Here is a 22,732-nt window from a genome sequence, read left to right as displayed (position 1 = left end):
GACCAGTACGGCTCCGCGAGGAAGCCGAGCCAGGACACGACGATGACGCCGAGCAGCAGGGGCAGGCCGCGCAGTTCGGAGCGGCCCACCACGACCAGTACCGCGAGGACGCCCAGCATCACGAACGGCGTGAGCTGGTGCGCCGGGACCGTCGCCGCGAACAGGACGATCAGGACACCGAGCAGCACCGTGCGCTGCCTGCGGTCCGTCGGCTCGACCTCCACCTCGCCCGGCCGCCGCGTGGACCACAGCACGTGCGGAGCCCGGAAATAGACCAGCAGGATCGCCACGAACATCAGGTAGAGGAGGTACGTGAAGCCTTGCGGTGAGAAGTAGTCCTGGCCGACCCAGCCGCTCAGGATGAAGATCCACAGACCCGTCCACTTGGCCCGCCAGCTCGCCCGTACCGAGCGCAGCAGCAGGAACATCGGCGCCAGGTAAAGGAGTTGGATGACCGTCGGCCACCAGCGGAGCAGCTCGGTGAGGTCGCTGACGCCGCAGGCCTTCGCCAGGAACGCGGCGGCCGCGAAGAAGCCGGGCCAGCTCCAGCGGGCGTCCAGGTCGGGGACCGCCGAGCCGGTGCGGTCGATGTAGTCCATGAAGCCCAGGTGCTGCCAGGCCGTCGCGAACCGCGGCTCCGCCTCGATGACGGCGGGCAGTGCGTGCAGCGACACGACCGTGGCGAGCAGGGTGAGCATCAGCAGCCGCTTGTGCGGGCGCTCCAGCCAGAGCAGGGATGCGAAGACGCCGATGAGCAGCGCCGCGCCGAGCAGGGTCACCGGGGACAGGACCGAGACCAGGCCGAGCCCGCCCATCCCGTCGAGGTCCGCTTCGCCCATCGCGAGGACCGGGCCCCAGTACAGGCCGAGTGCCGCGACGAGCAGCAGCGCGAGGACGACGACGGCCGGGGTCAGCCGTGGGGTGCGCGGGGCCGGTCCGGCCGGGGCGGGCGGCTGGGCGGGGAGGCCGCCGGCGGGCCTCGGCGGCGCGGGTGCCCTGGGGGTGAAGGGGGCGTCGACCTCCTCCTCGACCGCGCCCCGGGCCGCGGCGTTCCGCCCCGCCGGGGGAGCCGCTGTGGGCCAGGGCGTCCTCGGCGCGCCGGACCCGCCCTCCGTGTGTCCGCCGCTGGACGCCTGCGAGGCGGACGGCGTCTCCGCCGCGGGTGTCTCCCGGGCGGCCCGCCCGACGGGTGCCTGCGCCGAGGGCGTCTGAGCCGGGGGCGTCTTGGCCGGGGGCGCCTGCGCTGAGGGCGTCTTGGCCGGGGGCGCCTGCGCCGGGGACGCCTGCGCTGAGGGCGTCTTGGCCGGGGACGCCTGCGCCGGGGGCGCCTGCGCCGGGGACGCCTGCGCCGAGGGCGTCTGAGCCGGGGGCGCCTGAGCCGGGGGCGTCTGGGGCGCAGACGCCTTCTCCGCGACCGCCGCCTCTACGGGTGCCTCTTCACCGGACGGCCTCTTTACGGATGCCGCGTCTACGGATGCCGCGTTAACGGATGCCGCGTCTACGGATGCGGCATCTACGGACGCCGCATCTACAGGGAGTCCCTCTACGGGCGGTCCCTCTACGGACGGCTCTCCTACGGGCGCGCCCTCTACAGGTGCTCCCTCTACAGGCGCCCCCTCTACACGCGCTGCTCCCCGCGGAGCGTCCTCGCCCGGTGTTTCCTTCGCGGGGGCCGAACGGCGGCCCGCAGGCGGGGTCTTGAAGGCCCAGGTCGGCTGGTGCGTGCCGCGCGGCGGCGTTACCGGGCCGGGCCGCACGTCCGGGCGCCACTCCTGATGGTCCAGATTGAGCTGCACCGCGAGCTGCAGCGTGTCGGAGTCCATCGCGTCGCGCAGCGCCCACTTCGGGCCCTGCTTGTCGTGCGCGCCGGCCGGCACCTTCGGTGTGCCCAGATCGGCGAGGTCACCGTCGGGCGCCGCGTCCTCGACGAACTCCGCCCGCGGAGCGACCCGCACGATGCGCCACAGCTTCGGCGCGGCGATCGCCACGATCACGGCGAGCGAGGAGATCTCGGCGACGCCCGCGCCCGCCAGCCCCATCCGGGGCAGGAGCAGCAGCGTCAGACTGAGCACCAGGACACAGAGCAGACCTTGCAGCCAGGCGAGACCGGACGTCCTGCTCTGCGCCCGCAGCACCGCGAAGTACGTCTCCATGACCACGCGCAGCGCGGCGCCGACCGCGAGCCACCGCAGCAGTGGCGTCGCCGCGTCCGCGTAGTCCTGCCCGAACACGTGCAGCACGTACGGCGCGAGGAGGAACAGCAGCCCGCAGACCGGGATCATGATGCGGGCCATCCGGCGCAGCGCGGCCCGGGTGTTCGCGGCGAGCTGCGCGGGATCGTGCGAGCCCTCCACGGTCAGCGAGGCGCCCATGTTGATGGCCAGCATGTTGACCGTGCCGCTGATGGTGGTGGTGATGTAGAAGTACGCGTTGTCGGCGGAGCTGATCTGCGAGGCGATGAGGACCGGTACGAGGGAGACCACGGCCAGCGAGAACAGCGAGCCCGTGCAGTCGCCCGCCAGGAAGCGGCCCATCTCGCGCAGCGTCGGCGGGTCGGCCTTGCCGTCGGTGGTTTCCATGTGCCGGGGCACGAGCCGCCGGAAGACGAGCCAGCCCAGCGGCAGCAGGGAGAACGCGATCGCGACGACCCAGGACACGAAGACCCCGGTCGTCGGGATGGCCACGGCGAACGCGATGAGCAGCCCCAGCTTGACCGTGGAGAACACGGTGTTGCCGACCGGCACCCACAGCGCGCTGCGCAGCCCGGTCAGCACACCGTCCTGGAGCGTCAGCAGCGACCAGGCGACGACGGCCGCGACGAACCCGAGCCCGTGCAGCGTGCCGTGCAGGAAACGGTACGAGGGCCCCCACGCGTCCAGCGTGAGCAGGAACACGACCGCCGCCAGGGCGACGGCGACCGAACTCCCCGTGTACGTACGGAAGATGAAGCGCCCGGTGGAGCGTCCGGCGATCGGGATGAAGCGGGCCAGGGCGCCGGTCAGCGTCACGGCGGTGAGCCCCGCGAGGAACTTCATCGCCGCGATCGCGGCGGACCCCTGGCCGACCGCGTCCGCCGTGTAGTAGTGCGCGGCGACCAGCCAGAAGCCGACGCCCAGGACACCGGAGATGCCGGTGTTCAGCATCAGCGCATAGGCGTTGCGGAACAGCTGGTTACCGCCCCCCGGGCCCATGGCGTCCTCGCTGCCCTTCTTGCCGCGGCCCATGCCGGGCAGCCGGAGTCTGCGGCCGGGCGGCGGTTGCGGCTCGGTCGCGGTCTTCGTCGGGGTGGCCGACGCTGCCTGGGCGGTGGTCGTGTCAGACACGGGTACGGGTTGCCTTCCGGCGGGCCTGTCGGACTCTGCGGACCAGGGCGTACCCCTTGGTGAGGGCACGGTCCCGGGCGAAGTTGAGGCCGAGTCCGCGGCCCTCGACGAGCCGCTCGAACTCGGCGGGGCCGGTGGACCGGCGCACGGTGACGCGCTGGAGGGCGTAGGGGCCCTGACGGCGGCGGGCCAGCGCGTTCCCGACGGCCAGCGACTGCGCGAAGCCGGCCGCGCGGACCGCCCGGCGTACCCGCCGGTCCGAGTGGCCGTAGGGGTACGCGAAGGAGACGGGCAGCGCGCCCAGCTCCCCTTCGACGATCTCCTTGCAGCGCCGCAGCTCGAACTCCAGTTCCAGGTCGGGTAGTTGGTCGAGCTGAGGATGCGTATGGCTGTGCCCGCCGATCTCCACACCCTGCGCGGCCAGCGCCCGCACCTGGGCCCAGTCGAGCATCGTGTCGAGCCCGCCCCCGGTGTCGTACGGGCCGCGCAGCCACCCCGTCGAGACGAACAGGGTGGACGCGAAACCGTGCTCGGCGAGGACCGGCAGGGCGTGCCGGTGCACGCCCTCGTACCCGTCGTCGAAGGTGATCAGGACGGGCCGGTCGGGCAGCGCCCGGCCGCCGCCGCGCCAGATCGCGGCGAGCTCGGCGGTGGTCAGCGGGGTGCAGCGGTGCGCGGCGAGGATCTCCATCTGCTCCGCGAACCGGTCCGGCGAGACGGACAGGCCGCGCGTCGCGGGGCGCGGCTCGTGGGCGACCGCGTGGTACATCAGGATCGGGACGGGCGCCCCCTGCGGCATCCGCGCCTGCGCGCTCATGCGGCCGCCCCCGCTTCCGGCGCTTCGGCCGCCTCTTGCGGATCCCGGCCGATCTCCGCCACCGAGAACGCCGCGCCCGACCCGCGTGCCCGCCAGCTGCCCAGCACGTATCCGCCGGCCGCCGTCGCCACTCCGGCCACGATGGCACCGGCCCGGCCCGCGCCGCCCGGCCGCGCGAGCACGAAGTCCCGCAGCCCGCGCGCCACTCCGGCGGGCAGCACCCGGGTGGTGTACGCCCGCTCGGACTCGAGCCCCTTGTCCGCACCGACACTGCGGGCCACCAGCGCCTTGGACAGGCCTTCCGCGTAGGTACGCGTACGGAAGTAGGCGAACCGCTCCCGCCCGGCCGGGACCCGGTGATGGATGACGGCCCGGTCGTCGATCAACAGCACCGCGTCCGGTCTTGCGCGGGCGAGGCGGATGCACAGCTCCGTCTCCTCGCAGCCCAGCGGACGCTTGTCGCCGTCCCGGCCGATGCCCGTGGCGAAGCCGCCCGCGATGTCGAAGGCGGCGCGCCGGAACGAGGCGTTGCCGCCCAGCACGTTGCGCACCCGGACCATGCCGCGCGGCAGCCCCTCGTAGGTGCAGCCCACGACCCAGTCGAACTCCGCCGGGAACCAGGCGGGCCGGCGCCCCGAGGCCCAGATGGGTTCGGTGCGCCCGCCGACCGCCATCACCCGCGGGTCGGCGTACCCGTTGGTGAAGTGGCGGAGCCAGTCCCGCTCCGCCACCGCGTCGTCGTCGAGGAACGCGATGATCTCGCCCACCGAGGCGGCGATGCCGGTGTTGCGCCCGGCGGACAGGCCGCGGGGCCCCGCGTTCGCCAGCACCCGCACCCCGGCCGTCTCCTTGTACTCCTTGCCGAGCCGGTCGAGCAGCGCCGGGTTGTGGTCGACGACGAGCAGCGTCTCCAGCGCCCGGCGGGACTGCGCCCGTACGGAGTCGACGGCGGCGAGGATGTCGGTCCAGCGGTCCTCGGTGTACACGCAGATGACGACCGAGGCCGTCGGCCGCGCGGCATGACGTCCCGTCAAGACCCGTCCTCCCGCGCCTGGCTGAGCTTGGCCTCGACCGTCCTGCTGCGATGGGCCCGCCGGTTGGATCGTTCCTTCATGATGACCTTGAGCACGCGCAGCCCGTCCCGCACCGCCCGCAGATTGCTCGCTCCGTGGATACGCAGGTACTCGTGGCTCGGGATCTCCTGGACCCGCAGGCCCGCCTTGACGACCCGGATGTTCATCAGGGTCTCCACCTCGAAGCCGGTGCAGTCGAGGTCGATCTCGTCGAGGCAGTGCCGCCAGAACGCGTTGTAGCCGTAGCAGAGGTCGGTGTAGCGGGCGCCGAACTTGGCGTTGACGACCGAGCACAGCGCCCAGTTGCCGAGTTTGCGGATCGGCGTCATGTCGTCGGTGCCGCCGCCGTTGGCGAACCGCGAGCCCTTGGCGAAGTCGGCGCCGGAGACGAGTGCGGAGACATAGGAGACGATCTCCTGGCCGTCCGCCGAGCCGTCCGCGTCGACCATCACGATGATGTCGCCCGAGCACGCCTCGAAACCGGTGATCAGGGCATCTCCTTTGCCCTTTCCGCTCTGCGGCACGACGACGACCTCGGGCCACAGATCGCGGGCGACCTCGACGGTGTCGTCGGTTGAATTCCCGTCCACCAGAACGACTTCGTGGATCCATTCCGGCAATGTCTTGAACACGTACGGAAGGTTTTCCGCCTCGTTCATGGCGGGAATGACCACACTGACCCGTGGAGCGATGGCCAGGTGCGTGGAGATGGCCCGGTACTGGGCGGGTATGCGCGCGGGCGGGGCCCCGTCAGGGATCGCCGGGCGCACCACTGAGCTGCTCATGAGTCTGGTCCCTCTCGTCCGGTGGACCGCCCGCCCCCGGGCGGTCCGGCTGGATATCCGGTTCGAAAGGGGGGTTCTCACCTGCGGACATGACGGAACGATCTCCGTGCAGGCCGGGTGAGTTGGCAATACACACCGGTTGGTTGGACCGGCCGCGCGGCACGCGACTCGGCGACCCGCACAGCTGGGCCGAGCGGTTCACCGAGCACGGCACCCCCCTACCGCGCCCCGCGCCGGACCGTCACCGCGATCTTGAGCCCTCCCCTTGATCGCATTGCGTGATGGACCGATGCGGGTGGATGAATGACGTTATTGACGGTGCAGACTGTATGGCAAGACCTGGAACTCAGCCGCACGTTTTTGTTGTTTTGACCTTTACCTGTACTGCTTTTCCTCTAGCGGATTTTGCCCATTCGTTTACGTCGTGCACGGAATCGGAAACTCCACTGGAGGACGAAGGCGAGGGCGCTCACCGCCCCCACGGTGATCACCCCGCCGTCGACCGACCAGCGATGCGTGGCGAGCATCCCCTGGGCCACCAGCATCACCACGGCGATCGCGCCGACGGCGGAGACGAGGCCCCGGGCCCACGGGTCGAGGCCGCGCAGCGCGGCGGCGAACGCGGCGCCGGGCGCAGCGAGCAGGAAGAAGAGCGCGAGCGGTCCGCGCAACGGCGAACCGGAGCCCGAGAGGGCGAGGACGAGGCCCGCGCCCCCCGCCACGACGCCGGCGCCCGCGAGCAGGTGCAGCGCGTCTGTGACCGGCGGTGGATCCGCCGGAGCGGCCCCCGATCCGTCTGATGACGGATGCTTCATACCGATGGTCTGCATTGGCGACTTTGCCCCCCGACGCGCCGGATGCCGGGCTTCAATGTCGCGCAGCGGCGGGGGCGGCGTCAAGATGCGGCGGGTATGTGCCGAGTTCCCCGGAGGCGTCGGATGCCTCCGGGGAACTCCCTTACGTCTGACTTGAGTTGGCTAGATTTCGCAGTGCTGCCGGGTGCTGCCGGGTACTACTGGACGATCTTGAGCAGCTTGTTCGGCGACCCGGAGCCCGGGCTCGTGACGACGCCCGAGGTGGCTCCGCTCACCAGGGCCGAGGCGACCTGGGCCGGTGTGGCGGAGGTGTGTCCCGCCAGATAGACGGCGGCCGCGCCCGCGACGTGCGGCGTGGCCATCGACGTACCGGAGATGGTGTTGGTGGCGGTGTCGCTGGTGTTCCAGCCCGCCGTGATCGAGACGCCCGGCGCGAAGAGGTCGAGCACCGAGCCGTAGTTGGACCAGCTGGCCTTCGCGTCGGTGTTGCTCGTGGCGCCGACGGTGATGGCCTCGGTGACGCGGGCGGGCGACGAAGTCGACGCGTTCACACCGGAGTTGCCGGCCGCGACGGCGTAGGTGACGCCACTGGCGATGGAGTTGCGCACCGCCGTGTCCAGCGTCGTGCTGGTGCCGCCGCCGAGCGACAGGTTCGCGACGGACGGGCCGCTGTGGTTCTTCGTGACCCAGTCGATGCCGGCGATGACGCCCGCGGTCGTGCCGGATCCGTTGTTGTCGAGCACGCGCACCGCCACGATCTTCGCCTTCTTGGCGACGCCGTAGGTGGAGCCCGCGATGGTGGTGGCCACATGGGTGCCGTGGCCGTTGCCGTCCTGCGCGACGCTGTCCCCGTCGACGGCGTCGTAGCCGTTCGAGGCGCGGCCGCTGATCTGCGCGTGCGAGATCCGTACGCCGGTGTCGATGACATACGCCGTCACGCCGCCGCCCGCCGAGTCCGGGTAGGTGTACGTGCCGGAGAGGGGCAGGGCGCTCTGGTCGATGCGGTCCAGGCCCCAGGGCGCACTGGACTGGGTGGCGTCCACGTGCACGCGCTGGTTCTGTTCGACGGCGGCGACGGCCGGATCGGCCGCGAGTCTGCCGGCCTCGGCCGCCGTCAGACCGCTGACGGAGTAGCCGTTGAGGGCGGCGCGGAAGGTCTTCTTCACCGTGCCGCCGTACTCGGATATCAGGCCCTTGCCGTCGGCCGACGCGGCCGTGAGACCGGCCGTGCTCTGCGCGGGCTTCTTGAGCGTGACGAGGTAGCTGCCGTCGATCGCCCCGGCGGAGCCCGCCGCGAGGACCTTGCCGGTGGCCGGGGTGGCGGCCTGGGCGGGCAGGGCGGTGAGAGAGCCGAGCAGGCCGACGGCCGCCGCGGTCGAGGCGGCCGCGGTCACGAGCTTCTTGGAGAGTGCCATTACGAGGGAGTCCTCCTCATAGGCGGCGCACGCCGCTGAGCCGGCGCACGTCAGTGGGGGGTGCGCGCTGGGTGGCGCGCACGGGCCAGGGGAGCGAGGTGTTCCGTTCCCGGCCCGTTCAGCAGACTCCGGCATCTACGGGCGTAGCTCAAGCAAGTTGAGGGTATGTCATAACCCTGACATGTACCTGCAATTGAACGCTGAGCGAATGTCCGTCTGAGGTACTTCCCGGTAACTCTGTGGCGTGCTACCACAGATGTGGCAGAAATCCTGCTAAGGGAGGTTCCATGAGACGTTTCCGACTTACGGCATACGTGACCTCGTTCCTCTTCGCGACCGCGGCCGCCCTCACCGGGGCGAGCGCGGCGCAGGCAACCGAGAACGCCGCCCCCACCGGCTATGTGGCCCTCGGCGACTCGTACTCCTCAGGGGTCGGCGCCGGCAGCTACGACAGCGGCAGCGGCAGCTGCAAGCGCTCCACCAAGGCGTATCCCGCACTCTGGGCCGCGGCCCACTCACCCGCCAGCTTCAACTTCACCGCGTGCTCCGGCGCTCGTACGGGTGATGTTCTCTCCGGCCAGCTCGGCCCCCTCGGCTCCGGCACCGGCCTCGTCTCGCTCAGCATCGGAGGCAACGACGCCGGGTTCGCCGACGTCATGACGACCTGCGTCCTGCAGTCCGAGTCCACCTGCATCAACCGGGTCAACACAGCGCGTGCGTACGTCACCTCGACCCTGCCCGCCAACCTCGACAAGGTGTACGACGCGATCAGCGCGAAGGCACCGGCCGCCCACGTCGTGGTGCTCGGCTACCCCCGCTTCTACAAGATCGGCGGCTCCTGTCTCGCGGGCCTGTCCGAGAACGAGCGGAAGGCGATCAACTCGGCCGCCGACCTGCTCAACACCACCACCGCCAAGCGCGCCGCCGACCACGGGTTCTCCTTCGGCGACGTGACCACCACGTTCAGCGGCCACGAGATCTGCTCCGGCAGTGCCTGGCTGCACAGCGTCAACTGGACGAACATCGGCGAGTCCTACCACCCCACCGCCGCCGGACACTCGGGCGGCTACCTGCCCGTCTTCACGTCCGCGGCCTGACCGCCCCGAGCGACACCCGCTGAGCGTCATCCAGTGCGGAGTCGCCCAGTACAGCGTCACCTAGTACGTGGGTGAACCGGTGGTGGCCCCGGTCGTCGGGGTCACCACCTCACAAGTAAGCGTGTACGCAACGTAGTTCGAAGTCAGCTCGACCGGGCTGCGCACCTCGACGCCGATCTGGTTGCGCAGCGTCCCGCCCTCCTCGTACGCCGTCTGCACGGTGTCGACCGTGCGGCTGCGCGCGGAGCCCGAACCGAAGGTCAGGGTCTTCCAGCCCGGCTCCGACGGGTGCCCGCTCCGGGTGACCCAGCGGTACTCGACCTCGGCCGGAGTACGTCCCACGGTGATCGTCGCCGCGAACGCCGGGGCCTGCGCCGCGGGCGGCGGACACGCCCCGCTGTAGTCGCCGCGCACGGCGCTCACACCGACCCGCACGGTCGGGGCCGGAGGGCTGGTGTCCCCGCCGCCACTCCCGCCGCCACCCGGACTCCCGCCCCCTGAACCGTTGTTGTCGCCGCTTCCCGAACCGCCGTTGCCGCCGGTGGAGCCGCCGCCCGAGCTTCCGCCGTCACCGCCGCCGCCCGAAGAGCCGCCCGCGGAACTGCCGCCGCCGGAGCTGCCGTCGGAGCCGCTGTCGGCGCTCGCGCCCGATGCCCCGCCGTCCCCGGACCCGCCGCCGTCGTCCCGGTTGACCAGTGCGTAGGTGAGCCCGCCGATCGCGAGCAGCAGCGCGACGATCCCGGCCATGAGAGCGAGCGAGGCGCGGCGCGCGGAGCGCCGGCCCGTACCCTCCGGGCCCGTCGTCGTGGTCGTCGCCGCTCCGGTCCCCGTCGGTGCCGGGACCGTTGTCGGCAGAGGCGGTGTGGCCGGCTGCCGCATCGACGTCTCCGTGGGTGCCGCCGCGATCGGCGGCGCCTGCCCGGGCCGGTCGCGCAGGGTCCCTCCCGCGCCGATGATCCGCAGGTCCCGCTCGGCGTCCGCGGCGGACGTCCGTGTGGCCGGATCCTTGCGCAGCAGCCCCTCGATGACCGGGGTCAGCGCGCCCGCCCGGCGAGGCGGGGGCAACTCCTCGTCGACGACCGCCCTGAGCGTGCTCAGCGGGGTGTCCTGACGAAAGGGAGAATGCCCTTCCACGGCCGCGTACAGCAGCACCCCGAGGGACCAGAGGTCGGACTGCGGCCCGGGAGCGCGCCCCAACGCCCGCTCGGGCGCGAGGAATTCGGGCGAGCCGATGATCTCGCCGGTCATGGTCAGGGCCTCGGTGCCCTCGACCATGGCGATGCCGAAGTCGGTGAGCACGACCCGGCCGTCGTTCGACAGGAGCACGTTCCCGGGCTTCACGTCGCGGTGCAGCACGCCCACGTCGTGCGCGGCGCGCAGCGCGGCCAGCACCTCGGCGCCGATGTGCGCGGCGTGCTGCGGGTCCATGGGGCCCTCCGCGTCGAGCCGGTCGGCGAGGGAGACCCCGCGCACCAGCTCCATGACGATCCACGGCCGGTGGTCGTCGGTGGCGACGTCGTACAGCGTCACCACGTTGCGGTGCGCGACGCGGGCGGCGGCCCACGCCTCCCGCTCGAGGCGCGCGTACATCCGCTCGACGTCGGCCGCCGGCAGTCCGGCCGGGGCCCGCACTTCCTTGACGGCGACCTCGCGGCCGAGCACCTCGTCGCGCGCCCGCCACACGGTGCCCATGCCGCCCTCACCGAGCGGGTCGATCAGCCGGTACCGCCCCGCGACCACGCGCTCACTCACGAGTCCCCCCATTCGCGGCAAGACAAGTCTGAACAAAAGTAGCTCAACCGAGCGCCGTTGCAGCCCCCTTGAAGACCAATCCGCAGCCGAGCGCCAGCACGACACAGGCCGAACCGAGAGGTACGAGGCGCTGTGCCGCGCGCCGGCTCCTGGCCCGGCTGCCGGCGATCCGGCGGGCCGCGAACGCGCCCGCCCGCACGGCGACGAACCCCGCCGCGGTCAGGGTGACGGCGAGCCCGGCCCCGTAGGCGACCACGAGCAGCACACCGAACCACGCCTTTCCGAGGGCGGCGGCGCCGACCAGGACGACGACGGCGGACGGGCTGGGCACGAGCCCCCCGGCGAAGCCGAGGAACAGGACCCCGCGAAGACTCGACCCCGAGTGCTGGTGGCTGTGGCCGTGGCCGTGGACGTGGCCGTATCCGGGGCCGTGAGAGTGAGGGTGCGGGTGGTCGTGCTTATGACCGTGGTGGTGCGCGTGATCGTGGTGGTGCGTGTGATCGTGCGTGTGGCCGTGATCGTGCGCGTGCGTCCTGTTGCGCCACGCCTTGCGTACGAGCGTCACGCCCGCCGCCGTCACCAGGACGCCGCTGGCCACACCGAGCCAGGCCACGACCGACGGAGCCGCCGCCGAGCCGCCGACGACCAGGGCGCCGAGCGCGACCACGCCCAGCGTGTGCGTCACTGTGACCGAGGCGGCCAGCGGCAGCACGTCCCGCAGCCGGGCCCGGCCCCGGGCCGCCGCGGTCGCCGCCATCAACGTCTTGCCGTGGCCGGGGGCGAGCGCGTGCAGGGAGCCGAGCAGCAGGGCGGTGGCCAGCGCGAGCGCGGCGAAGCCCGGGGTGAGGTCGTGCCGGGCGACGAGGCCGGTCAGCGCGCCGGTCCAGCGGTCGACGCCGCGCGGCAGGACGCTCGTCGCCGCGGGCCTGTCCTTGGCGTCCTCGCGCAGGGCCGGTCCGCCCGGGGAGACGCGCAGGGCGGCCGTCGTGGTGTGCGGCGGCGAGCCGAGCAGGGCCTGCGGGTACCGGGTGAGGCGGTGCGAGACGGAGGCGCGGGGCACGTCGCTGCGCTCAAGGGTGGTCCTGTCGCCCCGGGCGGTGATCTCGTGCCAGCCCGGACCCTGCCCGCTGCCCGCGCGGAACGAGAGGGCAGCGGTCCGGCCACGGGGGAGCGGGGCGGTCGCCTCGCACTCCACGCGGAGCGTACGGAGACCGGCCTGGCCGGGCCGGTACACCGCGCCGCTCCTGCGCAGGGCGACGGCGGTGCGTGTGCCGTCCACGGTGAGTTCGTTCGCGCGGACGGCGTCCAGGCACCGGTCCCGGGCCCAACTTGCCTTCCCCGTACGCTCGATGGCCGTCCCCGCCTGGGTGGCGGGAATCTCGGCGAGATCCTCGATGTGCGTGATCCGGAGCCGCCCGGTGGCCGTGACGAGCCCGTCGTACGTGTTGGTGGTGAAGTTCCCGAGGGGGTGGGCGTGGGCCTTCGGCGCCGGGAGCAGAAGCGCGAGGACGAGGGCGAGCAGCAGACCGAACCCGGTCCGGTGCAGGCGGCGGGTGCGCGGCAGCGCCGGGTGGGTCACGGTGTCTCCCGTAGCAAGTCGCGTGCCGCGTCCGCGCCGACCGGCGAGAAGGCGGGGTTGAGGCGCAGGGCCCGGCCCAGCCACTCCCGCCGCTCCGCGCCGCGCGCGATCACGCCCCGGTGGTAGAAGAAGGACGCCTCACGGAAGCCGGTCCGGGTGGCGAAGCGGGCGTGGGGCAGGGCCTCGCGGTCCCGCCCGTTCATGTGCAGGGCCCACGCCAGCGCGTCCGCCGTGTGCACGGTGTGCCGCCGCGCCCATTCGGCGCGGGCCGCCCGCAGTGCGGCGGACCGGTCCCCGTGGTCCGCCGCGGCGAGAGCGGTGTCGAGATCGGCGTCGACCCCGTTGGCCTGGGCCAGCTCGGTCCACGCCGACACCAGCCCGTACTGCTCCCGGGCCGATGCCCTGTCGCCCCGCGCCTCGTACAGTTCGCCGAGCGTGACCAGGGGCCCGGGCAGCGGGTAGCGCGCCACCACGTCCCGCAGGTCACGCACCGCGCCGGTCGTGTCGCCCCGGCCCGCGCGGGCCCGGGCCCGGCACTCCTGCGCGGCCACGTACCCCGGGTCCGCGCGCAGCGCCTGCCCGCAGCGACGTAGAGCAGTGGTGAAGTCGCCCTGCCGCCAGGCGAGTTGTCCGAGCGTCGTCGCCGTGTACGCCACGTCGCCGGGCGCCGTCGCACCGGCCAGCGCCCGCTTCAGGACGCGCCGCGCCCCGGTGACGTCGCCGCGCAGTTCACGTACGTAGGCGAAGCGCGTGAAGACGGGGACGCCGGGGCGGCGGGCGTCCGCCTCGTCCGCGGCGCGCGCCGCCTGCGGGTACCGGCCGAGCTCGACGAGCGCGTCGATCCGGGTGGACAGGGCGCGCTCGCCGTAGGGGTTCACGGCGAGCGCGCGGCGGGCGTCGTGCAGCGCCCCGGTGAAGTCGTGCCGGGCCGCGGCGAGGGCGGCGCGTCCGGCGAGCGCCGCGTCGTTGCCGTCGGGACGCAGCTTCAGGGAACGGGCCAGGGCGCGGTCCGCCTCCGCGTACCGGGACGGGTCCCCCTGGGTGCGGGCCTGTTCCACGTACGCCGTACCGAGATTCGCCCAGCCCGCGTGGTCCTTCGGCTGGGCCCGCAGATGAGCCTGGAGCGCGCGTACGCCCTGGTCGAGGCCGCCGGTGCCGAGTCCCTGCGGTGGTGCGGCCGGTGCGGGGGCGGCGGGCGCCGGAGCCTGTCCGCCGCCCCCGCCGATCGCGACCGCGCCCCCAGTGAGGGCGAGCGCCAGCGCGCACGCGGCGACGGCGGTGCGTCCTGAGAAGCGCGGAGCCATGAGTCGTGCCTTTCTCCGAGATCCGAGATCCGAGATCCGAGATCCGAGATCCGAGATCCGATAGGGGGGCCGGGGGTGGAAGGCGCGACCCGTGGGGGGCTCTCACGGGCCGCGCCGTATGTGGGGGGTCGCGCGCGGGTCAGACAGAGCCGTGCCGACCTCGTCCTCGTCCCCGTCCCCGCCACCACACGAGCCCGAGCCCGACGAGCAGGGCGCCCGCGGCGCCGGCCGCGGCCGACGCGATCAGCATGGTGTCGCTGTCGCCGGAGGAACCGGTTTCCGCGCCGGAGTTCAGGGCGCCGCCGTTGAGGGCGCTGCGGGACGTGTCGTCACCGTTCTGCTTCTTGGCGAGTTGGCCGCGCGACCCGGACGTGGGCAGGGCCACGTAGGGGAAGGAGTCCTCGAACTTCTGGTCGTTGGCGTTCACCGCGTCGCCCAGATCGTTCTTGTTGCCCAGGAGTTCGCCCTCGACGGCCTGCAACTCGATGTCGACGACGTCGTCCGCGAGCCGGCGCCCGTTCGGGAACCCGGCGTTGTCCCCGTCCAGGACGCCGAGCCGCTTCGGTGAACCGGTCGGCGCGATACCCGTGTTGAGGCGCAGCACCTCGGCGGGCCGCACGTCCGGCGGCTGGGTCAGCCCCTTCACGCCGGTCAGGAACACGGACACCAGGTCGTCGCGGGGCTCCTTGGGGGCCTTCAGCTTGTAGATGGCCTCCAGGAGCTTCGGCAGCTCGGGCTTGGTGACGTACGGCAGGAAGTCCGCGTCGTTCCACGGGTGCGAGGCGTTGAACTTGTCCTTGTCCTTCTGCGGCACGACCACCTCGTTGACCAGCGGGGAGCCGAGGCGCGAGACCTGGGTCCAGCCTCCCTTGGCGTTCTGGCGCTGCGTCGTCGACCAGACCCCGATGATGGGCTGCTTCGCCGACTGCCGGAGTTCGGCTGTCGGGACCTGGAGCGCGATCGTGTTGACGTTGTAGCCGGCGAGCGTGTCCCGGCCGACCTCGGACAGGTCGCCGCCGTACAGCAGGTCGAAGACGCGCAGGTCCAGGAAGAACGGGTCGTCGGCCTGCCCGGCGAACGCGGTGCCACCGCCCTTCACCTGGTGTATCGCCTGGTCCCGCAGGTTCTTGTAGTTCGGCATCGACGCCTTGCCGACGTTCGACGGCGCGACCGGCACGTCCTCGGCGACCTTCGACGTGGAGACGACCTTCTGGTCCTTCAGCCTCAGCAGGTCGATGTCGTAGGTCTGCGTGACGTTGAGGTCCGGGTCGTCGAGGCTGGTGACCGGCCCCGTGTTGTAGAGGAAGGTGTTGCCGTTCTTGGTCTGGGTGTCGAACGTCCAGCGGTAGAGCAGATCGCCCTGCCCGTCGCCGTCACTGTCGATGTGGACGTCGTGCTGGGACTTCTCGGCGAACGGATAGAAGTTCGGCCCGCCCGCCGGCTCCTCGAACGGCAGCCAGTTGGCGACCAGCGTCGTCGTGTCCGGCTTGTCGGGGCTGACGAACGCGTACACGTCCGTGTTGTCGTGCTGCGGGTCCCCCGAGATCAGCGGGGCCTCCCGGTGGCTGGAGGCGTGCGCCTGCCCGGGTTGAAGCGCGGTCGCACCGGCGGCTGCGAGCCCCCCTGCGGCCAGGGCGCCCGTGACGAGCGCGGCCAGGGATCGAACTCCCCGGCGCTTTCCGGCAGTTGCTGTCATCGCGTCCGATCCTTTGTGCTCGGTGCCCGCACCGCGCGAGCTTCATGACGGCCATTCGGGGCCGGACGCGGAGCGGATTGGTGCGGAATCCGGGCGGGCGGCGCCCATCCGCCCGTACCCCTGTCTCCGAACCACCTCCGGCAGCACAATGTGCGCGGACGGCAGCGAGGGGGCCGCATGGACGTGGTGGACGACGCCGACGCACTGCTCACCCGCGTCGGGCGCGGCGACGAGCGGGCCTTCGAAGCGCTGTACGAGAAGGTGTCGGGCCCCGTGTACGGCCTCGTGCGGCGCGTGCTGCGCGACCCCGCGCAGGCCGAGGAGGTGGCGCAGGAGGTCCTCCTCGAACTGTGGCGCACCGCCGCCCGCTACGACCCCGACCGCGGCAGCGCCCTCTCCTGGGTCCTCACCCTCGCCCACCGCAGGGCCGTCGACCGGGTCCGCAGCGCCCGCGCCGCCGGGGAGCGCGAACAGCGTGCCGCGCGCCGTGCGGACACCCCGGCCTTCGATCAGGTCGCCGAGGAGGTCGAGAGCGGGCTCGAACGGGACTGGGTGCGCGGCTGTCTGCGCCGCCTCACCGACCTCCAGCGGCAGGCCGTCACCCTCGCCTACTACGACGGCTACACCTACCGCGAGGTCGCGCGCCGCCTGTCCGTGCCGCTCGGCACCGTCAAGACCCGGATGCGCGACGGGCTGCTGCGGCTGCGCGCCTGCCTGGACGGAGCCTCGGCGTGACCCGCCTCTCCTGGCCGCGCCGCGACCCGCACTCGCTCGCCGCGCCCTACGCCCTCGACGCCCTCGCCCCGCGCGAACACGCCCGCTTCGAACGGCATCTGGCGCGCTGCGAGCGCTGCGCCACCGAGGCGCGGGCCCACGCCGCCGACGCGCTGCGGCTGGCCCGCGCGACCGCCGCGCCGGCGCCGCCCGGCCTGCGCGACCGCGTCCTGAGCGCGGTCCGCACCCTGGAACAGGAGACGGCACCCGCGCATCCGGCGCCGGCGCCCCGGCCGCGCCGCCCCCTTCTCGTGCCGCTCGCCGCGGGGGCCGCCGTACTGGCGCTCGTCGCGGCCGTGTTGCTCGGTGCGGAGCTGACCCGCACTCAGGACCGACTCGACGCACAGGAGTCCGAGTCACGTGAGATCGCACACGTCCTGGCCGCCCCGGACGCCCGCGCCGCGCGCGCCGAAGGGCTGTCCGTCATCGCCTCGGCCGCCCTCCGTGACGCCGTGATCACGGTGACGGATCTCTCCGCTCCACCCCCGGGACGGGACCACCAGCTCTGGCTGATGTCCGCCTCCGCGCCGCCCCGATCCCTCGGTGTGCTGCCTGACCAGGGCTCCGACACGCCGTTACTGGCCACCGACTTGACCTCGGGCTCGTCTTCACTGGCTGTGACGACCGAGCCCGACGGAGGCTCGCAGAGCCCGACAAGTGCCCCTCTTGTCCAACTCGCCCTGGAATCAGTCGGATTCGGAGAGTAATCAACAAAGGGGCGTCAACCCGCCCACGGGCCAGGTGAATCGTGCGACCGGGATACACGAGTGTCCCGATGGGGCGATAGGGTTAACCTGCCCGGGCCGGGTGCCCTCGTACGGGTGGGGAGTGACATGGAACAGATAACAGTGCGCAGCAGGCCGCGTGTGCCTGCGATCACGTGCGGTAGCAGCGCGACCAGTTCGCGTCTCGACCGCCATCTCTCGGTGCTCGGCGGTCCTGCCGTCCCGCAGCGTGAGGTGGCGGAGGCGACGACGCTGATGCGTGAGCTGACCGCGCGTGACACCGCGCACGAGCGCGGCGGAAGCGCCGCGCGGGTGCGGCGGGTATCGCTGTTCGCACCACTGCGGCGACTGCGCCGCACGTTGTTCGGCGGCCGCTGACAGGCCGCCCGTCCAGCAGGAATCAGGCCCGCATCCGATCTCCGCGCCGTCCGGCGTACCGCTGCGCATCTTCGCGACCGTCATCCCCACGGCACGCGGCGGGCGTCTCGGCAAGGGAGTCGGGTGCGGGCCCTTCTGTTGAGGCCCGTGCGTGGTTGCGGCCTCATCGTGGTGGCGCCCGGTGCCGCGTGCGGTGCCCGGTGCGGCTTTCGGATCAGCGTCCGCCGCGCGTGTAGCGGCGGACCGCCGTCGGTACGCACAGCAGGAGCAGGACCGCGCACCAGATCAGCGAACCGGCCACCGGGTGCGCCACCGGCCAGGCGGCGTCCTGCGGCACCGGCGCGTTGCCGAACAGATCACGGATCGCCGTGCACACGGCGCTGATCGGGTTGTACTCGGCGAGGGTGCGCACCCAGCCGGGCATTCCGTCGGTCGGGATGTAGGCGTTCGACAGCAGCGGCAGCATGAACGTCGCGCCGCCCAACTGTCCCGCCGCCTCCTCGCTCTGCGAGACGACGCCGAGCAGGATGCCCACCCACGTGGTGGCGAAGCGGAAGAGCAGCAGCAGTCCGAACGCGGCCACGGCGCCCGGTACTCCGCCCTCGATCCGCCACCCCATCGCGAGCCCCACGAGGATCAGCGGCACCAGACCGACCGCGGTCGTCACCAGATCGGCGACGGACTGCCCGAGCGGTATGGCGGCCCGGGTCATCGGCAGCGTACGGAAGCGGTCCATGACGCCGCGGTGCGTGTCCTGCGCCGACGTGAACATCCCGGTCATGATCCCGTTGGCCGCCGTCGCCACCAGCATGCCGGGTACGAGATAGGCCCGGTAGTCGCTGCCGGGCATGGCCAGGGCGCTGCCGAAGACGTAGCCGAAGAAGAGCAGGAACACGATCGGCATCGTCTGCGTCATGATCGGGATGGCCGGGGCGTGCTTGATCCGCTGGAAGTGCCGGCCCAGCATCGCCGTGCCGTCGTACAGGATCGCGGTGCTCATGCGGCGACCTCCTCGGTCTTTCGGTGGGTGCGGGTGAGACGCAGGAACACCTCGTCCAGCGTCGGCGGACGCAGGGTGGCGTCCATCAACGGGACGCCGGACGCGTCGAGTTCACGTACGACACGGGGGAGCGTGACGGCCGGGTCGAGGACGACCGCGCCCACCGTGCGCTTCTCCGGGTCCAACCGGGGCCGCGCGCCGGTGAGTTGGTCCAGGACCACGGCGGCCGCGTGCAGCGCCTGCTCGCCCGCGTCGTCCGGGACGACGATCTCCGCGTAGTGGCCGATCTGCGCCTTGAGCTCGGCGGGCGTGCCCGAGTGCGCGGCTCGGCCCTCGTCGATCAGGACGATCTCGTCGGCGAGCTGATCGGCCTCGTCCAGATACTGCGTCGTCAGCAGCACGGTCGTGCCCGCGCGGGCCAGCTCGCGGACGGCGTCCCAGATCGCGTTCCTGCTGTGCGGGTCCAGGCCGGTCGTCGGCTCGTCGAGGAAGAGGACGGCCGGCCGGGTGATCAGGCTCGACGCGAGGTCGAGGCGGCGGCGCATACCACCCGAGTACGTACGCGCGGGCCGGTCCGCGGCGTCGGCGAGCGCGAACCGCTCGATCAGCTCGTCGGCCCGGGACCGGGGCGCGCGCAGCAGCCGGGCGAACAGGCGCAGATTCTCCCGGCCGGTCAGATCCCCGTCGACCGACGCGTACTGCCCGGCGACGCCGATGCTCCGGCGCACCGCGTCGGGGGCGCTCATGATGTCGTGCCCCGCGACCCGCGCCGTGCCGGCGTCCGGACGCAGCAGCGTCGTCAGCAGCCGGACCGCGGTCGTCTTCCCGGCCCCGTTCGGCCCGAGCAGGCCGCACACCGTGCCCTCCCGCACGGCCAGATCGAGGCCGCGCACCGCGTGCACGGCCTTCGCGCCCGAGCCGAACCGCTTCTCCAGACCTTCACTAAGTACAGCGTACGTAGAAGTCATGGCGCCACCATAGCGCACTACGTACGCCGTACGTATATGCCGTTCGTAACTACGATGGTTCGCGAGGTGATGATCAATGGCGGGCCGACCGGCCGTACCCGAAGTGATCTGGGCGCGCCCCGAGCGCACCGGACGCGGCCCCCGGCCCGCGCACAGCAGGGCCGACATCGCGGCCGCGGCCGTGCGCGTGGCCGACGCGGAAGGGGTCGACGCGGTGTCCATGCGGAAGATCGCCGCGGAGCTCGACATGGGCACGATGTCGCTCTACAACTACGTGCCGCGCAAGGAGGACCTGTACGAGCTGATGATCGACGCCGTCAGCGGCGAGTACGCGTACCCCGAGCCGACCGGTGACTGGCGCGAGGACGTCCTCTCCCTGGCCCGGCAGACCCGGGCGCTGATGCACCGGCATCCCTGGATGCCGCGGCTGATGTCGCCCGTGTACGGCTTCAGCCCGAACGCGCTCACGTACCTGGAGTACTGCCTGAGCTGCCTCGATCCGCTGGAGCGACCGTACGGCGCGAAGATGGAGCTGATCGCCGCCGTGACAAGCGTGGTGACGACGTACGTCGCCAACGAGATCGCCACGGGTGAGCGGACGCGGTCACTGCCGTGGAGCGCCGAGCAGGAACAGGCGGTACGGATCGCTTATCTGGGCGGGCAGGTGGCGTCGGGCCGTTATCCGCGGCTGGCGGCGGCGTTCAGTGAGGACTCCGGGCCGATCGATCTGGAGGCGGTGTTCGAGCGGGCGCTCCGCCGGGTTGTGGAGGGGTTTGTGGCGGCGGGGTGACGGGGTCCGGGCCGGTCCTTGCCCACTCGCCGTGGGCGGGCCGCCTGTCGGGCGGCTGCGGTGCCGTCGTGGCTGGTCGCGCAGTTCCCCGCGCCCCTGAGAGGCATGCGGCTTCGCCGCAGCCTCCCAGGGGGAGCGCGGCGAAGCCGACGCTCCAGGGGCGCGAGGAACTGCGCGACCAGCCCCCACCGGGCCCGTCACGGGAATGCGTACTGGCCGCCCGGGCCCGTCACGGGAACGCGTACTGGCCGCCCGGGCCCGTCACGGGAACGCGTACTGGCCGCCCGGGCCCGTCACAGGAATGCGAACTGGCCGCCCGGGCCCTCTTCCGGCTGGTTCAGGACGGTTGCCGGGCGGCGGGCGCCGGGTGGTACGGGCAGTACGCCGGCCCGACGCAGCTCGTACGGGCCGATGAGCTTGCTGAGATCGCTCCGCAACTCCCTTTGTGGCGGCTCGAGTTCGGCCAGCAGGGCCAGGACCGTGACGAGTTCGAGCAGCTCCGACGTCCAGGGCTGCGGCCACGTGGCCGGGCGCACGGCCGTCAGCGTGCCCGGTTCGCTCGGCGTGGTGCGGCGCGCGAACCACTGCTCCAGGACCCGGACCCCGCTGACGTGGAAGTCCCAGGCCGCCGCCGGGACCGGCGAGATGCGGCCGTCGCCGACGAGCAGGGCCTCCTCCTCGCGGTCGTAGAGCAGTTCGGTGGGGCGGGCCGGCAGCGGGGCGCGGACGTAGGGGCGGCGCCCGCCCGGCAGTTTGGGCCGGTCGGCACCGGCCCCGCGCCGGTGCAACCGGAGGACACCGCGGCCGAGTTCCACGCCGCGGGCCCAGACGTCCGGGTCCGCCGGCAGCGGCACCCGGCACTCCTTGGCGTCCCGGGTGCCGGTCGCCAGGACCCAGGCCAGCAGGGACTCCGGGCGCACCTCTTCGCCGTACGTGTCCGACAGGTGGGCGAGCAGGCCCGGGGCGACATTGGGTTCGGCGCCGCCGGGCCGGCGGTACAGCGGGCGGATCCGGCCGGGGCGCCCGGCGGGGGAGCGGCCCTCCGGCAGGACGGCGCAGGCCAGCACCGCGGGCCCGCCCGCGTCGGGCACGTACCCCTGCTCCACGAGGAACAGCTGCCGTTCGTCCGCGACCCGCCAGAGCTCGGGCCTGGCCGCGTCGATCAGCCGCTGGTCGGGGATGAGCCACTGCTCGTCGAACGGCCCGTGCAGCAGCCGCACCGGCTCCGGGCACGGTCCCGCGGCCCGCGCCAGCGGCTCGGTCCCGGCGCGCTGTCCGGGCAGTTGGGCGGCGGCCATGTGCAGGGTCCGCGAGCGCGACGGTTCGAGCAGTGCTTCACGCCGGTCCGCGGGCGAGGCCACGAACGCGTCCCAACGGGCCTTCAAGGACGCGGCGTCCGGCGCGACGGGCCAGCCGCGGCCCAGGCGCAGGGGCGCCACGGACCACGGCATGAGGTCCGCGAGCGGCATGGCGTCGGTGAGCGGCCCGTCGTTCTTCACGCCCGGCATGCTACGTGTCGCCTCCGAAGACGAGCTTTCAGTCCGCGTCCAGCGTCACCGTGAACGAGAAGCGGTCCCCGCGGTAATGGATGACCGCAACATCCAGTACCTGCCCCTCCTCGTCGTACGTGATGCCCGTGTAGTGCAGGATCGGGCTGAGCAGCGGGACCTGGAGGAGCCGGGCCGTCTCCGGGTCCGCGAGGCGCGCCTCCACCGAGTCCGTGATCCGGCTGATCCGCACGCCGACCACGTCCCGCAGCACCTTCGTCATCGGCCAGCGCGCCAGATCCGCCACGTCGACCCGGCTGCCGAGCTCGGGGCGGAGGTAGTTGCGGGCGTGGTTCGTCGGCTCGCCCGTCTTCTCGTCGCTGCGCAGCCGGTGGTACGTGGCGACGGTGCCGGTCCCCGGGAACAGTTCGGCGTACGCCACCGGGACCGGCGCCGTACCGTGCCCGAGCAGTTCGGTCGTCATACCGGACTGCTGGGCCACGATCGCGTCGACCGAGCCCAGCAGACGCACCGGTGCGCCCTGCCGTGCCGTCGGCTCGATGAACGTGCCGCGGCGCCGGTGCCGGGAGATCAGCCCCTCGTCCTCCAGCTCCTTCAGGGCCTGCCGCATGGTGAGGACGGAGACCCCGTAGTGCCCGGCGAGCTGCTCCTCGGTGGGCAGCCGGAGCGGGTCCTGCGGGGAGCGGCCGAGTATGGAGGCGCGCAAGGACTGCGACACCTGATACCAGAGCGGCAATTTACGGTTCAGGACGATCGAGTCCGGGGCGAATGACGTCACGGGGTTATCCGTATCTGTCGCGGCGACGCGATGCAATGTGGGGGGCCGGTGGGTGCCTCATCGTGTGCGGGGCGGCGGTCTCGTTCGCGGCCGCGGGCCGGTGGGGCTTCTCGCGCAGTTCCCCGCGCCCCTGAAATGCGCACTACGTGCGCCAT

19 protein-coding genes are annotated in these 22,732 nt (G+C 72.5%); 5 read left to right on the top strand and 14 right to left on the bottom strand.

The genetic code is table 11. The annotated features are described in order from the left end of the window. The 6 genes from ABD366_RS16170 to ABD366_RS16145 all read right to left on the bottom strand — a co-directional run. The coding region (locus ABD366_RS16170) for a lipopolysaccharide biosynthesis protein (RefSeq protein ID WP_425576959.1) at positions 1 to 3,323 on the bottom strand (3,323 nt) is incomplete at its 3' end. Continuing rightward, a complete protein-coding gene (locus ABD366_RS16165; RefSeq protein ID WP_324768931.1) occupies positions 3,316 to 4,140 on the bottom strand; it encodes a polysaccharide deacetylase family protein in 825 nt (274 codons plus the stop codon). The genes ABD366_RS16170 and ABD366_RS16165, both read right to left, overlap by 8 nt. Further along, positions 4,137 to 5,174, bottom strand: a complete 1,038-nt coding sequence (locus ABD366_RS16160; protein ID WP_324768933.1) for a glycosyltransferase family 2 protein — start codon at positions 5,172 to 5,174, stop codon at positions 4,137 to 4,139. The genes ABD366_RS16165 and ABD366_RS16160 overlap by 4 nt, the downstream gene beginning before the upstream one ends. Continuing rightward, positions 5,171 to 5,998 (bottom strand): glycosyltransferase family 2 protein, encoded by an 828-nt coding sequence (locus ABD366_RS16155; RefSeq protein ID WP_324768935.1) that lies wholly within the window; start codon positions 5,996 to 5,998, stop codon positions 5,171 to 5,173. Before ABD366_RS16155 ends, ABD366_RS16160 begins: the two co-directional genes overlap by 4 nt. A 395-nt stretch (positions 5,999 to 6,393) precedes the next feature. Further along, positions 6,394 to 6,813, bottom strand: coding sequence for a hypothetical protein (locus tag ABD366_RS16150; RefSeq protein ID WP_324768936.1), 420 nt, complete (start codon positions 6,811 to 6,813; stop codon positions 6,394 to 6,396). A 197-nt stretch (positions 6,814 to 7,010) separates the two neighbouring features. Then, the gene (locus tag ABD366_RS16145; RefSeq protein ID WP_324768938.1) at positions 7,011 to 8,228 is read right to left on the bottom strand and encodes a S8 family peptidase; all 1,218 of its coding nucleotides are present in this window, start codon (positions 8,226 to 8,228) and stop codon (positions 7,011 to 7,013) included. A gap of 287 nt (positions 8,229 to 8,515) precedes the next feature. Here ABD366_RS16145 and ABD366_RS16140 point away from each other — a divergent pair, with 287 nt between their 5' ends. Further along, positions 8,516 to 9,325 (top strand): SGNH/GDSL hydrolase family protein, encoded by an 810-nt coding sequence (locus ABD366_RS16140; protein WP_324768939.1) that lies wholly within the window; start codon positions 8,516 to 8,518, stop codon positions 9,323 to 9,325. Positions 9,326 to 9,385: 60 nt separating this feature from the next. On the opposite strand, the gene ABD366_RS16135 is transcribed toward ABD366_RS16140, so the two are convergent. The 4 genes from ABD366_RS16135 to ABD366_RS16120 all read right to left on the bottom strand — a co-directional run bounded on the left by ABD366_RS16135 (position 9,386) and on the right by ABD366_RS16120 (position 15,656). Beyond that, complete coding sequence (locus tag ABD366_RS16135; RefSeq protein WP_324768941.1) at positions 9,386 to 11,089, bottom strand: serine/threonine-protein kinase; 1,704 nt, start codon at positions 11,087 to 11,089, stop codon at positions 9,386 to 9,388. 31 nt (positions 11,090 to 11,120) lie between these two features. Then, on the bottom strand, positions 11,121 to 12,656 hold the full coding sequence (locus tag ABD366_RS16130) for a HoxN/HupN/NixA family nickel/cobalt transporter (RefSeq protein ID WP_411293700.1): 1,536 nt from the start codon (positions 12,654 to 12,656) through the stop codon (positions 11,121 to 11,123). Beyond that, the gene (locus tag ABD366_RS16125) at positions 12,653 to 13,960 is read right to left on the bottom strand and encodes a tetratricopeptide repeat protein (protein ID WP_344441927.1); all 1,308 of its coding nucleotides are present in this window, start codon (positions 13,958 to 13,960) and stop codon (positions 12,653 to 12,655) included. Before ABD366_RS16125 ends, ABD366_RS16130 begins: the two co-directional genes overlap by 4 nt. A gap of 139 nt (positions 13,961 to 14,099) precedes the next feature. After that, the gene (locus ABD366_RS16120) at positions 14,100 to 15,656 is read right to left on the bottom strand and encodes a DUF4331 domain-containing protein (protein ID WP_324770687.1); all 1,557 of its coding nucleotides are present in this window, start codon (positions 15,654 to 15,656) and stop codon (positions 14,100 to 14,102) included. 177 nt (positions 15,657 to 15,833) lie between these two features. Between ABD366_RS16120 and ABD366_RS16115 the strand changes: the two genes are divergently transcribed. The 3 genes from ABD366_RS16115 (at position 15,834) to ABD366_RS16105 (ending at position 17,533) form a co-directional block, all read left to right on the top strand. Further along, a complete protein-coding gene (locus ABD366_RS16115) occupies positions 15,834 to 16,391 on the top strand; it encodes a sigma-70 family RNA polymerase sigma factor (RefSeq protein ID WP_324770688.1) in 558 nt (185 codons plus the stop codon). Continuing rightward, a complete protein-coding gene (locus tag ABD366_RS16110) occupies positions 16,388 to 17,137 on the top strand; it encodes an anti-sigma factor (protein ID WP_344441925.1) in 750 nt (249 codons plus the stop codon). The genes ABD366_RS16115 and ABD366_RS16110 overlap by 4 nt, the downstream gene beginning before the upstream one ends. 126 nt (positions 17,138 to 17,263) lie before the next feature. Beyond that, on the top strand, positions 17,264 to 17,533 hold the full coding sequence (locus ABD366_RS16105) for a hypothetical protein (RefSeq protein WP_324769275.1): 270 nt from the start codon (positions 17,264 to 17,266) through the stop codon (positions 17,531 to 17,533). A 214-nt stretch (positions 17,534 to 17,747) separates the two neighbouring features. On the opposite strand, the gene ABD366_RS16100 is transcribed toward ABD366_RS16105, so the two are convergent. Next, on the bottom strand, positions 17,748 to 18,533 hold the full coding sequence (locus ABD366_RS16100; RefSeq protein ID WP_324769276.1) for an ABC transporter permease: 786 nt from the start codon (positions 18,531 to 18,533) through the stop codon (positions 17,748 to 17,750). Then, positions 18,530 to 19,501: an ATP-binding cassette domain-containing protein gene (locus tag ABD366_RS16095; RefSeq protein ID WP_324769277.1), complete on the bottom strand. Its 972-nt coding sequence runs from the start codon at positions 19,499 to 19,501 to the stop codon at positions 18,530 to 18,532. The genes ABD366_RS16100 and ABD366_RS16095 overlap by 4 nt, the downstream gene beginning before the upstream one ends. A gap of 76 nt (positions 19,502 to 19,577) precedes the next feature. Here ABD366_RS16095 and ABD366_RS16090 point away from each other — a divergent pair, with 76 nt between their 5' ends. Then, positions 19,578 to 20,291 (top strand): TetR/AcrR family transcriptional regulator, encoded by a 714-nt coding sequence (locus ABD366_RS16090; RefSeq protein ID WP_324769279.1) that lies wholly within the window; start codon positions 19,578 to 19,580, stop codon positions 20,289 to 20,291. A 293-nt stretch (positions 20,292 to 20,584) separates the two neighbouring features. On the opposite strand, the gene ABD366_RS16085 is transcribed toward ABD366_RS16090, so the two are convergent. Both ABD366_RS16085 and ABD366_RS16080 read right to left on the bottom strand, forming a co-directional pair. Further along, a complete protein-coding gene (locus tag ABD366_RS16085; RefSeq protein WP_324769281.1) occupies positions 20,585 to 21,799 on the bottom strand; it encodes a type ISP restriction/modification enzyme in 1,215 nt (404 codons plus the stop codon). A 28-nt stretch (positions 21,800 to 21,827) separates the two neighbouring features. Next, a complete protein-coding gene (locus ABD366_RS16080; protein ID WP_324769282.1) occupies positions 21,828 to 22,577 on the bottom strand; it encodes a GntR family transcriptional regulator in 750 nt (249 codons plus the stop codon). Positions 22,578 to 22,732 lie beyond the last annotated feature (155 nt).

The sequence above is a fragment of the Streptomyces kunmingensis genome (genome assembly GCF_039533535.1).
Classification (GTDB): Bacteria; Actinomycetota; Actinomycetes; order Streptomycetales; family Streptomycetaceae; genus Streptomyces; species Streptomyces kunmingensis.
This window is presented reverse-complemented; position numbering and strand designations above follow the sequence as displayed.